Here is an 18,802-nt window from a genome sequence, read left to right on the forward strand (position 1 = left end):
GGCATGGCCGACATCACTCAATGGATCGCCGCTGCGCGTGTAGGTGACCGCAGCGCTTTCAACAAGTTGTTCGAGGTCCTGTATGACGACTTGCGCCGCATTGCGCATGCGCGCCTGGCGCGCAACGTGCGCAACACCTTGCTCGATACCACGGCGCTCGTGCACGAGTGCTACGCGAAGGTCGTCGCGCAGCAGCGGCTCAACGTCGACGACCGGTCCCATTTCCTCGCGTAGTCGGCACGTGTCATGCGTCCCATCATCGTGGACATGGCACGCGCCGGCCGGGCCGAACGGGTCGCAACGAGGACCTCGGCCCTCAACGCCGCTCCGCGTATACGCGCGGCGTTCACCGGCCTGAAACGTCTCGGCCCGATCCGGATCGCTGTCATCGTTGGCCTTGATTCATTTGGGCCAAAACGATGCCGCTAGCACCCCGCCTGGAGCTGACGCCGAAGGCCGGGCTGCCATCAGGCATCTTCCCGTTTCAATGGCACGGGTGCCTTTTTGACCTCAACGATCGTCAGCGTGATGCCGTCGAGCACGCTGAATTGGGCGACTGTCTGCCGGCTTGTCGCGCGGGACTCGCATGCTGCCTCTGCGCAGGAAGCTTGATGTCGGGAGAGACCAGCGGCCCTTTGGGCAATATCACCCTGTCCGCTTCTCGCGCCAGAGCCCGTATTTGCAAAGATAGCGCTGCGCCTTCGACGCACGACACATGACCGCAATTAACGACCTGTCGGACAACTGGCCGGCCATCAGCGCTTTGCTCGACGAGGCGCTAGCGCTGCCGGCTGCATCACAGCAACGCTGGCTTGACAACTTGACTGACACGCCGCCGGCGCTGCGTAGCGCAGTGCGGACGCTGCTTGCGGCCCATGCCCGCGCGGAAAGCGGTGATTTCATGGGTACCCTGCCCAAGCTGCCGGGTTCGCCGTTGACCGACGGCGTGGACCACAGCGCCGAGCCCACCGCCGGCGACCTGATTGGCAGCTACCGCCTGCTTGCGCCGCTCGGTCGTGGTGGCATGGGCGCGGTGTGGCGCGCCGAACGCGCGGACGGGCCGCTGCGCCGCGAGGTGGCGCTGAAGCTGCCGCGGCTGGCCTGGGGCGGGGCTCTCGCACAACGGCTGGCGCGGGAGCGCGACATCCTCGCCACGCTGGCGCACCCGAACATCGCCCGCCTGTATGACGCCGGCGTCGACGACCAGGGGCGGCCCTTCATCGCCATGGAGCTAGTGGACGGCGTGCCTATCGATGCCTACTGCATCACCCACGCGCTGGCTTTGCGCGAGCGGCTGGCGCTGCTGTTGCAGGTGGCGGCGGCGGTGGCGCATGCGCATGCCAAGCTGGTGGTGCACCGCGACCTGAAGCCAGCCAACATCCTGGTCACGCCGGATGGCCAGGTGCGGCTGCTCGACTTCGGCATCGCCAAGCTGCTGGACGGCGACGCGACCGCCGAGACTGCGCTGACACGCCAGGCTGGGCATGCATTGACGCTGGACTACGCCAGCCCTGAGCAGATCCGCGGCGAACCGTTAGGCACGGCCAGCGATGTCTACAGCCTCGCCGTGGTGGCCTACGAGTTGCTGGCCGGAGCCAAACCCTATCGCTTGAAACGCGGCAGCACCGCCGAACTGGAAGAAGCCATCGCTAACGTCGAGCCGGCCCTGCCCAGCGTGGCAAGCGTGCAGCCGAGCGTGCGCAAGGCGCTACGCGGCGATCTGGATGCCATCCTGAACCGCGCCTTGAAGAAGCGCGCGGCCGATCGCTATCCCAGCGTGGAGTCGATGGCGCAGGATATCCAGCGCCACTTGCGCGGCGAGCCGGTACTGGCACGGCCCGACACACTGAGCTACCGCGGCTTGCGCTTCGTGACGCGTCACAGATTGCCCGTGGCGGCCGGCGCGGTGGCGGTGGCTGCGCTGTTTGCTGGCACTGCGGTGGCATGGCGTCAGGCACTGCGCGCTGATGCTGAACGGACTTCAGCCGTGCTGGCGAACCAGCGCGCGGTGGTCAGCCAAGCGGCGGCCGAGTCCGAGGCCGCCGCAGCACGCGAGCAACGCAGCGCGGCATGGGCGGCGCAAGCGCGGGCGGAGTCTGCCGCCGAAGCCGAACGCTTGGCCGCAGCTGAGGCCACTCGCCAAGCCGAACGAGCGGTACAAGCGGGGCGCGAAGCTCAACGGGCCAGCCGGCGCGCCGAACTCGCGGCGACGGGAGAGCGCGAACAAGCTGGACTTGCGCGGTCCGAGGCTGAACGTGCCCGTGCTGTGCGGGACTACCTCGTCGGCCTTTTTCAGTCTGCGAACCCTGGACAGGCTGACGCGCGGCGTCACCAGTCCATGACCGCCGTGCAATTGCTGGACCGCGGAGTCGACCAGATAAACGAACTGGCAGCGGTCTCGCCCGAGGCGCGTCTGGAACTGCTGAATGTTTTCGCAATGGCCAATGCTGGCCTGGGACGTTTTGACGTGAGTCTGGCATTGCGCCAGCGGGCCGTGGTGGAGGCGGAAGCGCAGCATGGCGCCCGCTCGCTGCCGGCGCTTTCACACCGTGTCTACCTCGCACGTACGCTGGACTTGGTGGGGCGCCCCAACGAGGGCCTGCGCGAAATCGACGTGGCGCTTTCGGGCCTGGCAAGGGAGCACCCGCTAAGCAGGGCGTACGCCGAAGCGCTGGTAGGCAGCGCCTCGATACGGCAGAAAATCGATCCGTCTCGCGCCCTGCGCGATGCCGAGTTGGCAGTGCACTGGTACGAAGCTGCCGCCGCTCGCGCATCCAGCGAGGGCCGGCAGGTCGACGCTGCCCAGCAGGCCCTGTATCGGGGTGCGCTGCTCATGCTGGGCCTGCAGCAGCAGACGGGCGGCGCCTTGCGTCGGTCGCTGGCCACCCTGACTGCCACCGCTGAGCTGTCGGCGCGGTTGGTAGGCGCCGACAACCTGTACTCGGTGAATGCGCGCACCAGACGCCTGTACAGCCTGCTGGCGCTCGGGTATTTCCAGGAGGTGGTGCGCGAAGCGCCGGGATTGGTCGAGGCAAACGCCAAATTCGACGCAGCAAGCGCGACGCTGGTGCCGCAGGTGCGGCTCTACTACGCGCGCGCACTGTCGGCCCTGGGCCGCCATGCCGAGGCAGAACTCCAGGCGCGGACCGCTATCAGCGAGCGTTCGCACCAGCCCAATCCGTTCGTTTCGCCGCGGCAGGACACCTTTCGCGGCTTGCTGTGGGTGGTGCAGCTCACGGCTCAGCCCAGGGCCGATGCGGTGCGCGGGCTCGAAGCGATGCTTGAAGCCGGCGAGGGCGTTCCCAGTACCCGGATGCAGTGGGCGACCAGCCTCGTCCAGGCCTGCCTAGCGCTCGGCGACCGGGGTTGCGCTGAACGCCACGCGGCGCTGGCTTCGAGCATCGCCTCTGGGCTGGCCGCGTCTCAGGAGATGAAGCTTCAGCACTTGATCGCTGCGGCTCAACTGGCCGACGCAGCGACGCCACAGAGCGTGCTCGATCCTTTGCTCCTGGAATTGCAGGCGGCCGAGGCGGCCGCAGAATCAGACCTCGACCTGGCGCGCATCGCGCTGGCGCGTGCCTTGGCGCTACGCCACACGGGTCGCAGCGCAGAGGCCATTGAAGCGCTTCGCAGCCGCGAAGCGATTTTCGCCGGGTTGCAGCATGTGGGGTTACAGGCGCAATTCAAGGCTCTGGCCGCCTCGCTGGGCCGCCCACCACCGGCAGGTGCTGGCAGGCTCACGTCGCTCTGAATCTCCAGCAGCAGGAGCGGGACTCGGCCCGTGTGAAAGTGTCCGCGTCGCAAGAAGAACAGACGTTGGCCTAGCGAGGCACTAACGTCGCCGCCTGCTGCGCTGCCATTGCCGAGATTCGGGTCGGCCATCGCGCTGAAACCCATGCGGCGGTTTTTCCGGCCCATCATCGTGCCGGCGATCCTTATGCCTGAGCAGTTGTTTGTGTGCTGCGCAGACCGGTTGAATCCGCCATCTTTACCGAACGTTGTCGCATGTCGCTTGGACAGAGCCGAACTGAGCTGAGCGCAATCGGGGCGAGAGGCGGTCGCTGAACGTGCGTGGCCGGTCCGTTTGGAGCCTGCATACGTAATCTGGCGTGAAAGCGGACAAGGCCTTTTAGGGAGCGCGCGATCGATTGTCTGCCAGTAGATTTCGGCACCCGACGAGTACAGACAGTCATTGCAGAAAGACGTCTCGTCAGACCGACGGCCCCATAGATTCAACAGCCTGCAGGGATGCATACATATGAAGATTGAGATGATTCTGGTGCGCGCCGTGGCAATTGCCGCGTTCTTTACTTCAGTGCATTTCGGCACTGCCCAAGCCAGTCCAACGAACGTGACGGTTGACATTTCCGGCATTGCGAACATGGACGAGAGAGGCGCCGAAAGCAACATCGTCAGGGAACTCTTCATCGGCGCCGGAGCCACGATTGAGAGCTTGAGGTGGGACATCAATCTCACGTCTCACGACCCGAGCTATTTGTCAGAAATGCAATTGACTTTCAGCGATTCGCTAGGCAATGGCGTCACGTTCACGCCGGGGGGCGGAGACGACTTCGAAGGCACAGCCAGCTATGCCGGATTCCAAGACTTGCGCGTGAGCGATCAGCACTTCCACCTGGGCGGCGATGGAATGCTGCGTTTGGAGTTCCATGACGCGTACAAGGATCTGTCCTTCGACGAACCCGAGGGCGTATGGAACTTCGGTACGCTCACCTTCGGCGTTTCAGCGGTTCCAGAACCGCAGACGTTCGCATTGATTCTCGTAGGGCTGCTGTCGATTCTGGGCGTTGCGAAGCGACGCGCGATCACCTGCCACAGGGTCTGACAGCCATCTCATTCGCCGCGTTCGCACCATTTCAGAACTACGACTTTTCGAGGTCCACCCATGTCGTCAGGCTCTCTTCTTCACGCCATCGCGCGTCGTTGCTACCGTGTGCTTGGCGCGGCAGCAATCGTTCTCACGTGCGAGGTTGCCCCACCCCCGGTGTTCGCACAAGCCATTTTTGAAGTTGCCAAGCCCATTCCGCTCTACTCCTATTCAGCGGTGGGCGATGTCAACGCCGTGGTCAGCGCGCCCGCATCGCGTACCTCGCCTTCATTCGTGCTGATGGGCGGTGGCCCGGACGTGGACGCCGCTTTTCGATGGCTTATCCATCGGGCGGGCATCACACAGGCGACCGGAGGGCGGTTTGTCGTGATTCGGGCAAGTGGAACCGACGCATACAACCCGTACATCTTCTACAGCGACGAAACCATGTCGACTTCCGGCGCGGTCGCGGACCAGTGGGTCGGCGGTGCTTCACTGGGCCTGACGTCGGTCGAAACGCTGGTGATACCCAGCGTGAAGGCGGCCAACAGCGCGGCCGTCAACGCCATCGTCGCCAAGGCGAACGTGGTCTTTATCGCCGGTGGCGACCAAAGTCAATACATCCGGTTCTGGAAAGGGACGGCACTGGAGCAGACGCTGAAGGGCTTGATGCTAAAGAACGTTCCCGTCGGGGGGACGAGCGCGGGCTTGGCGGTGCTCGGGCAGTTTGACTATTCGGCCCTCTACCGCTCGGCTACTTCCGAGCTGACGATGCTCGATCCATATCACAAGGACATCACATTCGATCCCTCTCCTTTGAGTCTGAATGGGGGCTTCATCGCACCGCCTGCTTTGGAGAGTCTCATTCTGGATTCCCACTTTGACAGCCGCGATCGCCTTGGACGCCTGGTGACTTTCATCTCGAGAATCGTCTCGCCCGCCATCACGTCGGGCGGCACCCATGGCTGCATCGGCGGCGTGTTACCTGCGTCTTCCAGCGGCAACAAGACGGCGCGCGGCATCGGCGTTGGCGTAGAAACGGCTCTTCTGGTGCAAGGCAATGGCGACGGCCATCCGGTCACTGCGACTCGCGTCACCAACCCGTCGACGACGACGGAGAGCGCCGTCTATTTCGTGCGCCCTTCAACACCGCCAACCGTCTGCAAGCGTTCGACGCCCTTGTCCATTGCCACGGTGGAGGTCCGGAAGCTGGCGGACTCCACGACCGTGTTCAACTTGACCGAATGGACGGGCGTCCCGCTGTACAGGTACGTCGATGTGAACTCCGGTCAGTTATCTCCGGCGGACTGGTTCTAAGCAACGCGCACAGACCGGCCACAAGCTGTACCTGTGAGTCTTCCTTCGCGGCCTCCGTTGCCAGGTTCCGAGGCCAGCGACCGTTTCAAAATCGAAAGCTGCCGTTGCGAGCCCACTTTGAACGTCGGCAGCCAGCCGGTCCCGTGTTTCGACCGAGGTCCGCTTTGGGCACATTGCTGCCCCAGGGACGCCGGCCGCGGGTGTCAGCAGTCGGCCGAGTTCAGCATCTTTCTTAGTCGCTATGTCTCAGTGACCGCTTGGCGGCGTGGGAGTTCGCTCGCGCCGGCCGAAGGACGACAATCGCTGCAGAGCGGACGACCGCTGCTGGTCACCGCGAGCACTGAAGGTCCTTCAACTCCGCCATTTCTCCGCCACTGAACCCGGTTTCACACGTATAATCCGTGTTGCTTGATGCAAGCTAAGTGCTTGATTTTCAAGGGGAAGCAGTGGCTTTCCTCTGTGCCGGGCCACCTTGACATGGTGGGGGTCGTTGGTTCGAATCCAATCGCGCCTACCAAATTTGAAGACCGATCCAGTGGGTCGATCTTTCGGTAGGCAAGAACAAGCACTTGGCGGCGACGCCAGGTGCTTTTTCTTTGCCCGTACGAGTACGAAAACGCGGCGGCCACTTAAAGCCCCAAGCGAGTCCCCCAGCTCTTCCGACTGATGCTGCGGCCGTTTGCACCTTGGTCCAACGCATCAGATGGGTCGGCCTCGCGAACAAGCGGGGCTTTCTCGCCGAGCAAACAGGACATGGGCGCTGCCTACACCGAAGTAGCCAGCCGGAGTGAGACCGCGTCATCAAACGCTCGGCAAGCGTCGTCGGTCTGCCCGGCCCGCAACATCACGCGGCCCAACGCCTCGAGCGCGTCTGCCTCAATCCAGCGGTAGTACTGGCGCAGGGGCGAGGCACGTATACGGCCGAGCAGGTTTCTACGATCTCCCGCGATTGCCCGTCGAGCTCTTGCTGAAGCAGCGCGAGCGCTCGCAGAGCTTGCGCCTGCGTGAGGTCAACCGGCAGCGGACTGTGTTCAGCACCGCGCCTCGGCGCGACGCGAGCCAGCGCTTGCAATGCGATCTCAGGCTGTTGACGCGCGCAACGCGATGCGTGCAGTGACAGCCGAAGCGATACGCCGGGCTTGCCTGCTTTCCTTCCCAGAGCCCGCGTCAGGCTGCCATGGAAATGGAGCGCGCGATCAACAAGCTGGGCTTGAATGGATTCATCGTCAACTCTCACACCAACAATCTATATCTGGATGACCCAACGTTCGCGCCGGTGCTCGAAGCCGCTCAAGCGCTCGACCGCCCGATCTACCTTCATCCACGTGCACCCTCGAAGGGCATGGAAGTTCCGTTCCGGGAATACAGCATGGGGGGCTCGATATGGGGGTTCGGAGTCGAGGCCGGCACCCACGCTGTCAGGATGATCCTGAGTGGCGTTTTCGATCGCTTCCCGCGACTTCGAGTCGTGCTCGGCCACATGGGGGAAGGGTTGCCGTTCTGGATGTGGCGACTGGACCATATGGCTGCCAGACGGGCGAAGGATGGCAGGATGAAGCCGCTGTCCCTGGCTCCGAGCGAGTATTTCCGCCGAAATTTCCTTGTGACGACCAGCGGATTCGAGTCCTCCGACGTGCTGGCGTTGACCGTGAAGACAGGCGGTATCGACAACGTCATGTGGGCTGTTGACTATCCCTACGAAAACATGCGCGACGCAGTCGCGTTTATCGAAGGCGCGGGCCTCAGCGCTTCTGACCGTGCCAGCATCTTTCACCGCAACGCTGAGCGCGTGTTTCGAATCAACTGAGGTGTTCCGTCGCCAGGACTGTCTGAGGTCAGCGAGCTCTCGCCGGCGCTGGGATGAAGATCGACACGCCCCCGCGCCTCTATCCAACCCGATTCCGTCACTCCTGGCTCCAGCAGTCCTGCGACCGGCGGTGGCGACAGGGCAGCCACCGCACCGGCAGCGCGCTGATCGCCCACGTGCGAAAGCGGTTCAGGTGCAACCCGCGTCGATCAGCCCATCGATTGCACGTATCCCGTAGGCGGTTCACCCTGCGATCCAACAAGACGATCGCAGTGATTGGCGCACGCTCGACCCGGACTTTCGTCGTGGTGACGATCAACATCGCCGGGACCAAGGAGAGCGCCCGGGGGGCTGTCGATGTCTTGTACGAACAACCCATCCTCTGCCAGTTGAGGACGGCTGGCGACGATGCCGCGGATGAAGGCGGACATGAAGGCGCTTGAGTAGGTCATGGCGGTTCCGAATGTGGGGTGGCTCAGCGCTTGACCGGGTCCAGCGTCAGCAAGGTGATGTCGTTGCTGCGCATGGGCACGGTGAAGTTCAGTTGGCCGTCCTTGCCGACCTTGACGGTGCGATTCAGTTCGGGCCGGTCCTGGGTCAGCAGTTGCAGCTTGGCGAGCTGCGCGGCGTCGAGGCTTGTGGGCGCGCCCATCTCAAGGTAAGCGGTGTAGGCGTCGTTGGCCTTGTAGCCGGCGCGGCGCAGCTCGAGCCGGTAGGCGCCGGGCTTGAGGTTGCGCAGCGCGAGCTTGATCGCTGGTGCCGGGCCGTTGGGCACCGGCTTTGCGAAGAAGATGCCGTTGCTGGTGCTCTTCTGGTCGGGATGCTGCCAATCCCATGCCACGACGGCCGTCTTGTCGCCGTCGACTGCGGCCAGCACCTTGTCGTCGGTGCTCGGGATCTCATTGCCGCGAAGCGCGTTGAGGTACTTGTAGGCGAACCAGGTCGTCTTGCGCAGGCCATCGCGTGTCATCAGGCCGAAGCCGCCATGGAAGGCGCGGGGCGGCGGGCCCGGCTCCTCGAACAGGTCGCTGTAGGTCCAGTAGCTCATCGCCTGCGCATAGCCTCGCGTGGCGCGCAGCTTGGTCAGGATCCACGGCGCGCTGATGTAGCTGTCGTGCACCTTGTCGTACGGGTTGTAGCTGGTGCTCCACTCGGTGAGGTACAGCGGAAGGCCGGGGAACGGCGAGGCTTCGATCTCTTTGCGATTGCGACGCACGTCAGCGACGATGGAGTTGGGGTCGGGATCCAGGATGCGGTCCGACTTGCCAAACTCGTCGAGGAAGCCTTCCTTGACACCGTAGGTGTGGGTGGTGACGAAGTCGACCGGCACGCCTTCCTGCTTGGCATAGGCCAGCAGCTCCGGCACCCAGAATGCGCCGGCCGTGGCCGGGCCACCGACCTTCAGTTCGGCGTCCACCTTCTTGAGCGTGCGCGCGGTGTTGGCGTACAGCTCGAAATAGGCCTTCTGGTCGGCCTTCTCCCAGAAGCCGTCGAGGTTGGGCTCATTCCACACTTCGAACGGCCACTTGCGCACTTCTTCAATGCCATAGCGCTGAATGAGGTGGCGCGCGAAGGCGTCGATCAGCTCGGTCCAGGGCCCCGGCTGCGGGTGCGAGGTGTTGCCCTTCCAGTAGAAGATCTTCAGGTCGGAGGTCTTCATCACGGCGGGCGTGAAGCCCAGCTCGATGAAGGGCTTGACGCCGCTGGCCAGCATGCCGTCGTACAGCTTGTCGATGCCGGTCCAGTCGAACACCAGCTTGTCGCCGTCCTTCTTCACCGTGCCGTAGACGTCGTGAAAGATGTCGTGGAAGCGCACGTAGCGAAAGCCGAGCTCGTCCGCCGCAGTCTTGAGCTGGGCGATGTTTTCGGGGCGGCCGGTGGTGCCGGGGTAGTCCGCGCCAACCGAGAGATCGAAGAAGCGGTCCATGGGCTGGATGGCTGCCGCGCGGTCCAGCGTCACGACGCGAGCGCCGGGAGTGGCCGCAGGGCTCGCGGTGCACAGAGCGAGTGAAAGGAGCGTCGCCGCGAGGCTGATAACGCCTCGGGGAAGGGTAAGGGAGGTGTTCATTGGATGATTTGGGAGGACTTCAACCGCAGGCAAGTGCCCGCTCCAATCCGGAATGGGCCAAGGAATTCAAAAGGAAGGCCCGCCATGCGGCGGACCTTCGGACACCCTCACGGGAAATTACAGACCCAAAATCGGAGGGAACTCGGAAGTGCCCAGCATGGAACCGAGGAGGTTCCAGTCCAGGACCGTACCGGTCGTCGCGTCGAAGAGGTCGTTCTGGATATTCCAGCCGGTGCCACTGAAACCAAGACTGTTGATCTTGTTCTGCACGTACTTGTTCCAGTGCGTGACCGACCGGTAGTTCTGGTCCTTGTATGAGCCGGTCAGCTCGGGGAAGTGCTTTACCTCCGCTTTGTATTCGCCGATCAGCACGGGGATACCCCGGTCGGTGAAATACTTCATCTTGGCGAGCTGAATATCAATAAGGCTTTCGTCGTTCCCCGCCGCGACATTGCGATTCGTCAGCTGATTGGCCACCTTGTAGTTATATCCCCAGAAGGCCTTCCAAGTTCCCCATGTCTCGTCCGTCGTCATCAACGTGTAATCGAAGGGGTCATAAAAGTGCACCTCGACCATCCGCTTATTCGCCGGATCCGAAGGTAGATTATTTCCCCAGTTGATGGTGTTATCGATATTGGTGTTCGGCCCTTGCACGATCAGCCAGCGAACGGCATTGCCGCCGCCGTTGGCGCGCATCGCGTTGATCCAGTTCTGCTGATATTGGTACAGCACATTGGTCTGCGCCTGGGATGGCGCGTCAGGTTCGTTGGCGACGGCGAACGACAATTTGTCGCTGTCATACCATTTGAAGGTGTTCGCAACCTGGGTCCATATGTTGATCAACTTGGCGTTGATCGCAGGGTCGTAGGATTGGAAGCCGTTGCGTTCGAACCAGCCAAGGTCATAGTGGTCGTTGATGATGACGTACAGGCCAGCGGCGAGGGCCCAGTCGACCGTCTGTTTGACCTGGGCCATGAACGCAGGATTGATCGTTCCGTTGGTGGAATTGAAATCCCACGCGACGGGTATGCGCAGGGTTTTGAATCCCCTATCCCTGATGGAATCGATCAGCGCCTTGGTCGGCGGCGCATACCCCCAAAAGGAATCAAAGGTGTTGCCCAGGTTGATGCCGGGATTCGGCATGACCTGGGTCTGCGCTGCGGCCGCGCTTGGCACGGTGATCGCGAACGCCTGGGTGGTCTTGGCGCCGCAGGTGTTGGTGTACGTCGCGGTGGCCGTGCAGCTGGCAGCGGGCGTGATGGTCTGTTGGCGTCCCGAGCCCGACGTGCCGCAGCCGCTCCAGCCCCACGAGCCGCCGGTCACCGGCTGCGGGCCGAGGATGGCCGAGTTGCCAGCGGTGACCGTGGCTGAGGACGTCTGCGTCCAGGAGCCGTTGGCGCTGATGTAGGGCGTGATAGCCGTCGGCGCACAGCTGGTGCCGCGCGTGGCGCTGGCCGAGCCGGAGTTGTAGCTGCCGGCGCTGGTCGTGAACTTGACCCAGTACCAGTAGGGCGTGCCGGCGTTGGCCGAGCCGTCGGCGTAGGTCCTGGCGCTGGTAGCTGGCACGGCGATGCGGGTGCGGCCGGCGGGGTCGGCGTCGAGGTCGCGGTAGACCTCAAGTGACGTGACGGTGCCACTGACGGTCCAACTGAGCTGGTTGTTGTTGGCCGAGCCGCTGGCGCTCAGGCAGACGGTGGCGCCGCCGCCGCTGCCGCAGCTTTGCGCCTGCGCCAGTGGGGCCGCGCTCGCCCCGAAGGCGAGCAGCAGGGCTGGTATCAAGGTTCTCATGTTCTACCTTTCAAGGTTGAAAGCGCTCGGCCGGTTGTCTCCTCCGGTCTCGAGCGTTATGAAGACGCAGCTCAATGCATGGCTACATCCCGGCGATTCGGTAGTAATCGAAGTCCACACGGCCGCCAGCGGTCTTCGTCGAATAGAAGAAGAGGCCGTAGCGATAGCCCATGAAGTGCGTGGGGTAGGAATAGGTCAGGCGCGATGGGCGCCCGATGGGGGTCCAGGTCTTGCCGTCGAGGCTGTAGGAGAAGCGAGCGGCCTCGGGCGCTGGCTCAAACTCGCTTTCGACCTTGAGGTGAACGGTTTTGCCAGCGAGGGGAATGGCGGCAATCTCCTCGGGCTTGTCGGAATCGGCGCTCACCATGACGAGGGATCTCACGCCGTCGGTCATCCTCACGCCGACAAAACCGTACAGCTTCTGGAAGACGGTGAGGCCGGCCACATCGCCGTCCTTCATGCCGCTCACATCGAGGCTTGTGGTGGCGGAACTGGCAGGGCCAAAGGTGCGCTGGGTGAGGGTGTTCGTGGCCTCCGGCAACGTGGCAACGACCCGGCTGGTGACGAGGCTCAAGTGGCCCGGGCGCTTGGTGAGCGACCAGTCATTGGGCCGCGGGTTGTGATTCCATTGCCAGGCCAGCGGCAGCGCGGGGTCGCCGGCCTGGCGGTTGAATTCGTCGGACGCGACGATGCTCGAGGCGCCCGAGGCGCCCTGTGCGCCGGCCGGGATGTCGAGCGTCATCGGCACCTTGCCGTCTTGGCCGAACACGGGCCAGCCGTCCTTCCAGGTCACGGGCACGAGGTAGGGAATGCGACCGACGGCGCCGTTGCCCTTGAAGAGGTAGGCGTACCACTTGCCGTCAGGCGTATCGACGAGGCCGCCCTGGGCGATGCCGCGGTCATCGAGCACGATGCGGCTCTCGTAGGGCCCGTCGATGCGGTCGGCGCGGTGCGCGATGACGGTGGGCGCCCAGCGGCTTGCGGGCGAGGCGATGTTGAAGAAGTAGTAGCGGCCGTTGATCTTGGAAAGGTGCGAACCCTCGCCGTTGAGCCCGCCCAGGTCGGTGCCGAAGATGGTGTTCACGTTCTCGATGAGCACCTTGTTCACGCCGCCGGGCTTGATGCCGGTGAGATCGGGCTTCAGCTCGGTGAGCCTGATGCGCCCGCCGCCGTGAACCATGTAGACGCGGCCGTCGTCGTCGAAGAACAGGCTGTGGTCATGCAGCGCAGGCTCGAAGCTCGTCTCCTTCCACGGGCCGCGCTCCGGGTCACGCGTGGTGTAGATGTGGGTGCGCCCGCTGGTGTACGAGAACGTCGAGGCATGGAACACCCCGTTGTGGTAGCGCAGGCTGCTGGCCCAGGAGCCGGCGGCGTAGGCGTTCTTGCCGTTGTCCAGGCGCATCGCGTCGTTGTCGACCAGGGTTTCGTAGGCGTAGGACGCCATGCGCCAGTTGACGAGGTCCGTCGATTTCATGATCGGCAGGCCCGGACTCATGTGCATCGTCGTGCTGCTCATGTAGTAGGTCTTGCCGACGCGGATGACCGCGATGTCGGGCACGTCGGCCCAGATCAGCGGGTTGTGCGCAGGAGCCGCCTGTGCCGTCTGTGTTGTCTCTGCCGCCGAAACCGTGTGAGACGCGACGGCAAGCACGAGGGTCATCAACAGGGAATAGCGCCGGGTTGAAGAGGCGGCGGAAGGGCGACTCGGCCTCTCGGGGTGCTTGTCCATGTTTTGTCTTCGAAGTCAGTGTTTGTCGGTCAAGTGGCAGCCCGCAACCGGGCAGTCGCCTAACGCGCGTAAAGCGCGAACGCGAAGTCCGTCGGGCGGCCGCTCTCCTTGTCCTTCAGCGGTCGGTCATCGAGGGTCGCCTCGCCGTCGGCATAGATGTCACTGCGGCTGGCGCGCAGATTGATCGTCACCGCGTCCTTCTGGCCCTGCAGCGCCAGCGCATAACGGCGACCGGACTTCAGCACGACGGACGGATGGGCGCTGAAGTCGAAGCTCAGCAGCCCGGCGCCTTGCGGTCGGTAGGCGATGGCCAGGCCCTCGCCCGCGCCGAGCAGTTCGGTGCCCGCCTCCACGTCGCGCAGCGACAGGCGCAGGCTGCGGGTGGCGTCGGTGCCGTGGCCGTCGCCGGCGTACAGGCTGAGCCTGCCCAGCTGGATGTCGGCGCGTGGCACGAAGGTCTGCGTCAGGCGGGTCGAGCCGCCGTCTCGGTTGAAGCCGATGGGCTCGGGGGTCTGCTCGAACGGCCGGGTGACCGAGGCCAGCGCCGGGCTGCCCGGCCAGGTGTCGGGGTAGCCCTGGGCGAACTGCTGGACGGCCACGCGCGGGTCGGAGCGGCCCGGGTCCGGCAGCGCTGGCACCTTGCCGGTGGGCGGCTGGGGCGGCTTGCTGATGCCGGCCTCAGTCTGCGTGACGGGCCACATGCGGCCGTCGGCGTCGTAGTGGAGGTACTCCATCGCGACGGAGCGGCGGGAGGTGGCGCCGGTCTCGCCGTTCAGCGTCAGCGCAGCATTGTGATAAACGAGATAGGACTGGCCCTTGAAGTCGTCGATCACGCCCGCGTGGATGGTGAAACTGTTGGGCACAGCGCCGGTCAGCAGGCCCTGGTAGGTCCAGGGGCCACGTGGGCTGGGCGCGGTGGCATAGGACAGATGCTCGAAGAGACCCTGCTGCGCCATGGACGCGTAGGTCATGTAGTACGTGCCCTTGCGCTTGGACAGCCAGGGGCCCTCGGTGTAGTTGGGCAGCGCGATCTTCTCGATGGGGCCGTCCAGCTCGATCATGTTGGCTTTCAGCTTGGCCAGGTACATCACCGGGTTGCCCCAGGCCAGCCAGGCGGTGCCGTCGTCGTCGATGAAGACGGTGGGGTCGATGTCACTCCAACCGTAAGGGCTGGGCGTGGACGCATCCGTGATCAACGCCGTGCCGCGTGCATCCTTGAACGGGCCCAGCGGGTTGTCGGCCACCGCCACGCCGATCGCCTTGCCGTACTGCGTGTTGTCGTGCTGCACGGTGGTGTAGAAGTAAAAGCGGCCGTTGCGCTGCACCACCTGCGCGGCCCAGGCATCGCTCACCGCCCACTTGAAGTCGGTGGGCTTCATGACGGTGCCATGCGGGGTCCAATGGCGCAGGTCCTTGGACGAGTAGGCCAGCCACTCCTTCATCAGGAAGAAGTCGTTGCCCTTGGCCTCGTCGCGGCCCACATAGAGGTAGACCGTGTCGCCCACCACCAGCGGCGCCGGGTCGGCGGTAAAGCGGTCGCGCAGCACCGGGTTGGCGCCTGGCGCCGGTTCAGTGGCCGTAGCGGCAGCGGCAGTGATGGCAGCGGAGCAAAGAACGGTGTGTTGGAGCAATCTGGCGAGGCGCATGGCTGAGCGGGAATCTTCAATTCGGGTTTTGGTGTGCAGACGGCGTGTTTGCAGGAGGCGCAGACCAACTCGCGCCAGCGCAGGGCCAGTGCTGAGCAGCGGGGTCCACGATGGACGCGTCCACCTTGGCGCAGTGGCTCTCGAAATCTGCAAACAATTCAGCGCTTAATCAAGGTTTGATTAGACGTTTAATCAATTGACGAAAAGAGACGCGGCAAAGCCGCGGGAGCAATCTTAAATTGGTCGACCAATCAAGCGGACTAGGGGAAAAACCTAGCACCGTCGCCCGTGTCAGGAGATGGTCAGCGGCTCGCTTCGAGGTGCTGGCAACGTCCGCCTGAGAAGGATTTCGACAGGCAGGACGATGTCGCGAGGGCCCTCGTAGGTCTCCCCACGGCGCTGTGCCTCGATCAGTTCCATCAGTGCGCCAACCGCACGACGACCGATCTCAAGCAGGGGCTGGCGCACAGTCGTCATCCGCAGTGTGCGGGCCATCAGCGTGTCATCGAAGCCGGTAATCGAGATGTCCCGAGGAACGTTCAGCCCGCAGCCCTCCAGCGCGTCGATGCAGCCGAAGGCGATGTCGTCGCTGCCACAGCAGACGGCCTCGGGCAACGGCTGACCGCGGTGGCGTCGCAACCATTCCTGCATGGCCTGCCTACCACCTTCGGCGGTGAACCACGTGCGGACGATGTGGTCCGAAGCGACGTCCACCCCAGCATCGGCATGGGCACGCAGAAAACCATCGACCCGGCGGTCTGCTCCCTTGACGTTCACCGGGCCGCCCAGGCAAAGGATCCTGCGATATCCAAGCCCGAGCATGTGGCGTGCGATGGCATAGCCGCCCGCTTCATCGTCGGCCTCGACGTTCACCTGGGCCTGCAGCAGCGGACCGGCGTGGATCGTGACCATTGGCGTATGGGGTGGCAGCCAGTTCGTGTTGTCATCTTCCAGTTGACGCGCCAGCACGACGAGCCCGTCGACCCGACCATCGCACCAGGCGGGGATGCGCTTGGGCGCTTCTTCCCAGCCGGCGAGTGGAAAGATGCACGTCGTCTGGTGGGCTTCCGTCGCGCCCCGCACCACGCCATTGAATATTTCGAGGAAGTAGAGGTTGGGTTCCTCGTTGGCGATGTTGGCGACGAAGCCAATGGCGTTGGTGCGTTGAAATGTCAGCGCACGCGCAGTGGCGTTCGGCCGGTAGCGCAAGCGCTCCGCCGCAGCCAGGACCCGCTCCCGCGTCTCGGCCGACACGCGCGTCGAACCCTTCGCACCGCTGAGTGCGGCGGACACCGCCGCATCAGAGACACCTGCTTCTCGCGCGACGTCCGCAAGCGTGGGCAACTTGTGACGACGGCTCTTCGTTGGCTTGGAAGGCTTGGGTATCGAAGCGGACACTGTCCGGCCGGCGGGAGCGACGAGGCGCGCACTCTAGCATCGGGGATTCGCCCTCGCCATCGAGCGGTGGGTGGTAGCGATAGCCGACATGGGCCAGCTCGTGCGGCTGCGGTGACCGACGACTGCGACGTGAGCGGCTGATCCAGGCCATTCCCACTTACGGCGACGTCGTGGCCGGGTTTTCGAGTGCGGCCCGTCCGGCGCCAGGGGCTGAACGCGCACGCACAATGCGTGCTGTTGAGCAGCCGTGCAGCCTTGCCGTCTGCGGTCCTCAAACTGGATTCCATGCACGCCTCGACAGAATGCCACGCGCACCAGGAGCCCCTGCTTCAACGCCTGCTCACTGCCTGTTTTGCCGAGGTCGATCACAGCACACTGCAACTGCTGCGCGAGCGCCTGGAGTGGGTCGATGTGGCTGGTGGCGAAACGCTGATCCAGCAAGGCGCGCCGGGAGACGCCCTGTATCTGTCGGTCAGTGGCCGCCTGCGCGCCTATCGGCGTGACGGGCAAGGCGTGCAGCGCATGGTGCGCGAGTTCTCGCGCGGGCAGATTTTCGGCGAGATGAGCCTGCTGACCGGCGAACCGCGCGCGGCCGACGTGGTGGCCATACGCGAAAGTGTGCTCGTGCGCCTGAGCAAACAGGCCTTCGATGAACTGAAAGAGCGCGACCCCTCGGTCTTTGCAACCGTGACGCAGCAACTGATACGTCGCCTGTTCGGCAAGCCGATGTCACCCCTTCTCGAACGGCCGGTGACATTGGGGTTGCTGCCCATCAGCGGCCAGCTCGACATGGCGGCCTTCTGTCAGCGGCTTGCGGCGCCCTTGCAGCGCTTCGGTCGTGTGCGGACGTTGGACGCCCGCGCCATGGAAGCGGCCTTGCAGCCCCATGGCGCGAGCCTGGACCATGAGGGCCCCGAGCTGACCCGCCTCGTGTCCCTGGTGCTCGACGAGATAGAAGCGAGCGCCGATTTCGTGCTGCTGGTGGGTGACGACCGGCCCAGCGCGTGGACGCAGCGCTGCGCGCGCCACTGTGACGAACTTCTGTTGGTGGCCAACGCGGCGCAAGCGCCCGAGTTGCACGCCACCGAGCGGGCCTTCCTACAGGACCGACCCCCACACACTGACGTGGCCGAGGTGCTGGTGCTGCTGCATGGGCCGCAGCGCGCGCCGGCGGGTCAGGTGGGCCGCTGGCTGAAGCGTCGCCCCATCGCCGACCACGTGCACGTTCGCCTGCAGGGAGAACAGGATTTCGAGCGCCTGGCGCGCCTGCAAAGCCGCACCGCAGTCGGCTTGGTGTTCAGCGGCGGCGGCGCGCGCGGTTTTGCCCACCTGGGCGTGCTCAAGGCGTTGGACGAGCGTGGCATCCAGATCGACTGCGTGGGCGGCACCAGCATGGGCGCGGTAATGGCGGCGCTGGTGGCCGCCGACCAGCCGGTGGCGCAGGTCACTGACCTGGCGCGCCGGGCGTTCGCACTGAACCCCACCAGCGACATCAACCCGCTGCCTGTCATCTCGGTGATCCGAGGCCGCCGCCTGCAGCGCGTGCTGACGGACGCGGTGCGGGAGCTGCTGGGCGCCCATGCCAGCATCGAGGAGATGTGGAAGCCCTACTTCTGCATCGCCACCAACTACACCCGCGCGCGCGAAGAGCGCTTGCGCACCGGCCCGCTGCTTGAATCGCTGCTCGCCAGCATCGCCATCCCCGGTGCCCTGGCCCCAGTGGTGCGGGATGGCGACCTGCTTTGCGACGGGGGCACCCTGAACAACTTTCCGGTGGACGTGATCCGGACGCAGCGCGGTGTGGGCGTGGTGATTGGCGTGGACCTGAGCAGCAACAAGGTGCGCAGGGTCGAGTTCGGACACATGCCCAGTTGGTGGCAGCTGGCGCTGGACAAGCTGCGCCCGCGGTCGCGCAGACGCTACCGGCTGCCCAGCCTGACGGCCTACCTGATGAACGTGACCAACCTGTACAGCCAGTCACGGCGTGAGGAATCGCGAGCCGGCGCCGACCTGTACTTCAACCCGGCCATGTCGCGGGTTGGCATGCTGGAGTGGAACCGCTTCGAGAGCATCGCCCAGCAAGGCTACGACCATGCACAGCAAGTGCTGGCACAGGCTCCACCCGAACTGCTGAAGCGACTGGGGGCACGATGAGCACGGGTGTATCGAAGTGGCTGGGCCGGGCCGCTGAGGGCTTGCGGTCCCTGACGGCCGGGTCGGGCGG

Annotated in this window: 10 protein-coding genes and 1 pseudogene; 6 read left to right on the forward strand and 5 right to left on the reverse strand. The window is 64.5% G+C overall.

Features of this window, described 5'->3' with window-relative positions:
- The 5 genes and pseudogenes from AC0IZJ_RS13785 to AC0IZJ_RS13805 form a co-directional block, all read left to right on the forward strand.
- Positions 1–234 (forward strand): ECF-type sigma factor (locus AC0IZJ_RS13785; RefSeq protein ID WP_471850619.1); only part of this gene is annotated, 234 nt, incomplete at its 5' end.
- A gap of 586 nt (positions 235–820) precedes the next feature.
- Complete coding sequence (locus AC0IZJ_RS13790; protein ID WP_471850621.1) at positions 821–3,751, forward strand: serine/threonine-protein kinase; 2,931 nt, start codon at positions 821–823, stop codon at positions 3,749–3,751.
- Positions 3,752–4,258: 507 nt separating this feature from the next.
- The gene (locus AC0IZJ_RS13795; protein ID WP_471850623.1) at positions 4,259–4,843 is read left to right on the forward strand and encodes a PEP-CTERM sorting domain-containing protein; all 585 of its coding nucleotides are present in this window, start codon (positions 4,259–4,261) and stop codon (positions 4,841–4,843) included.
- A gap of 60 nt (positions 4,844–4,903) precedes the next feature.
- Positions 4,904–6,142 carry a cyanophycinase gene (locus tag AC0IZJ_RS13800; RefSeq protein WP_471850625.1) on the forward strand — a complete coding sequence of 413 codons (1,239 nt, stop codon included), beginning with the start codon at positions 4,904–4,906 and terminating at the stop codon, positions 6,140–6,142.
- 1,132 nt (positions 6,143–7,274) lie between these two features.
- Positions 7,275–7,949, forward strand: a pseudogene (locus AC0IZJ_RS13805) (amidohydrolase family protein); the annotation flags it as partial.
- Between the two features lie 475 nt (positions 7,950–8,424).
- On the opposite strand, the gene AC0IZJ_RS13810 reads toward AC0IZJ_RS13805, so the two are convergent.
- The 5 genes from AC0IZJ_RS13810 to AC0IZJ_RS13830 form a co-directional block, all read right to left on the reverse strand.
- Positions 8,425–10,017 (reverse strand): GH39 family glycosyl hydrolase, encoded by a 1,593-nt coding sequence (locus AC0IZJ_RS13810; RefSeq protein WP_471850627.1) that lies wholly within the window; start codon positions 10,015–10,017, stop codon positions 8,425–8,427.
- Between the two features lie 117 nt (positions 10,018–10,134).
- Positions 10,135–11,805, reverse strand: coding sequence for a glycoside hydrolase family 5 protein (locus AC0IZJ_RS13815; protein ID WP_471850629.1), 1,671 nt, complete (start codon positions 11,803–11,805; stop codon positions 10,135–10,137).
- Between the two features lie 82 nt (positions 11,806–11,887).
- Positions 11,888–13,465, reverse strand: a complete 1,578-nt coding sequence (locus AC0IZJ_RS13820) for a glycoside hydrolase family 43 protein (RefSeq protein ID WP_471850631.1) — start codon at positions 13,463–13,465, stop codon at positions 11,888–11,890.
- A 128-nt stretch (positions 13,466–13,593) separates the two neighbouring features.
- Positions 13,594–15,180 carry a glycoside hydrolase family 43 protein gene (locus AC0IZJ_RS13825; protein ID WP_471850634.1) on the reverse strand — a complete coding sequence of 529 codons (1,587 nt, stop codon included), beginning with the start codon at positions 15,178–15,180 and terminating at the stop codon, positions 13,594–13,596.
- Between the two features lie 291 nt (positions 15,181–15,471).
- Positions 15,472–16,578, reverse strand: coding sequence for a LacI family DNA-binding transcriptional regulator (locus AC0IZJ_RS13830; protein WP_471850636.1), 1,107 nt, complete (start codon positions 16,576–16,578; stop codon positions 15,472–15,474).
- Positions 16,579–16,863: 285 nt separating this feature from the next.
- Between AC0IZJ_RS13830 and AC0IZJ_RS13835 the strand changes: the two genes are divergently transcribed.
- Positions 16,864–18,732, forward strand: a complete 1,869-nt coding sequence (locus tag AC0IZJ_RS13835) for a patatin-like phospholipase family protein (protein WP_471850638.1) — start codon at positions 16,864–16,866, stop codon at positions 18,730–18,732.
- Positions 18,733–18,802 lie beyond the last annotated feature (70 nt).

The organism is Roseateles sp. AC306, from assembly GCF_979253795.1.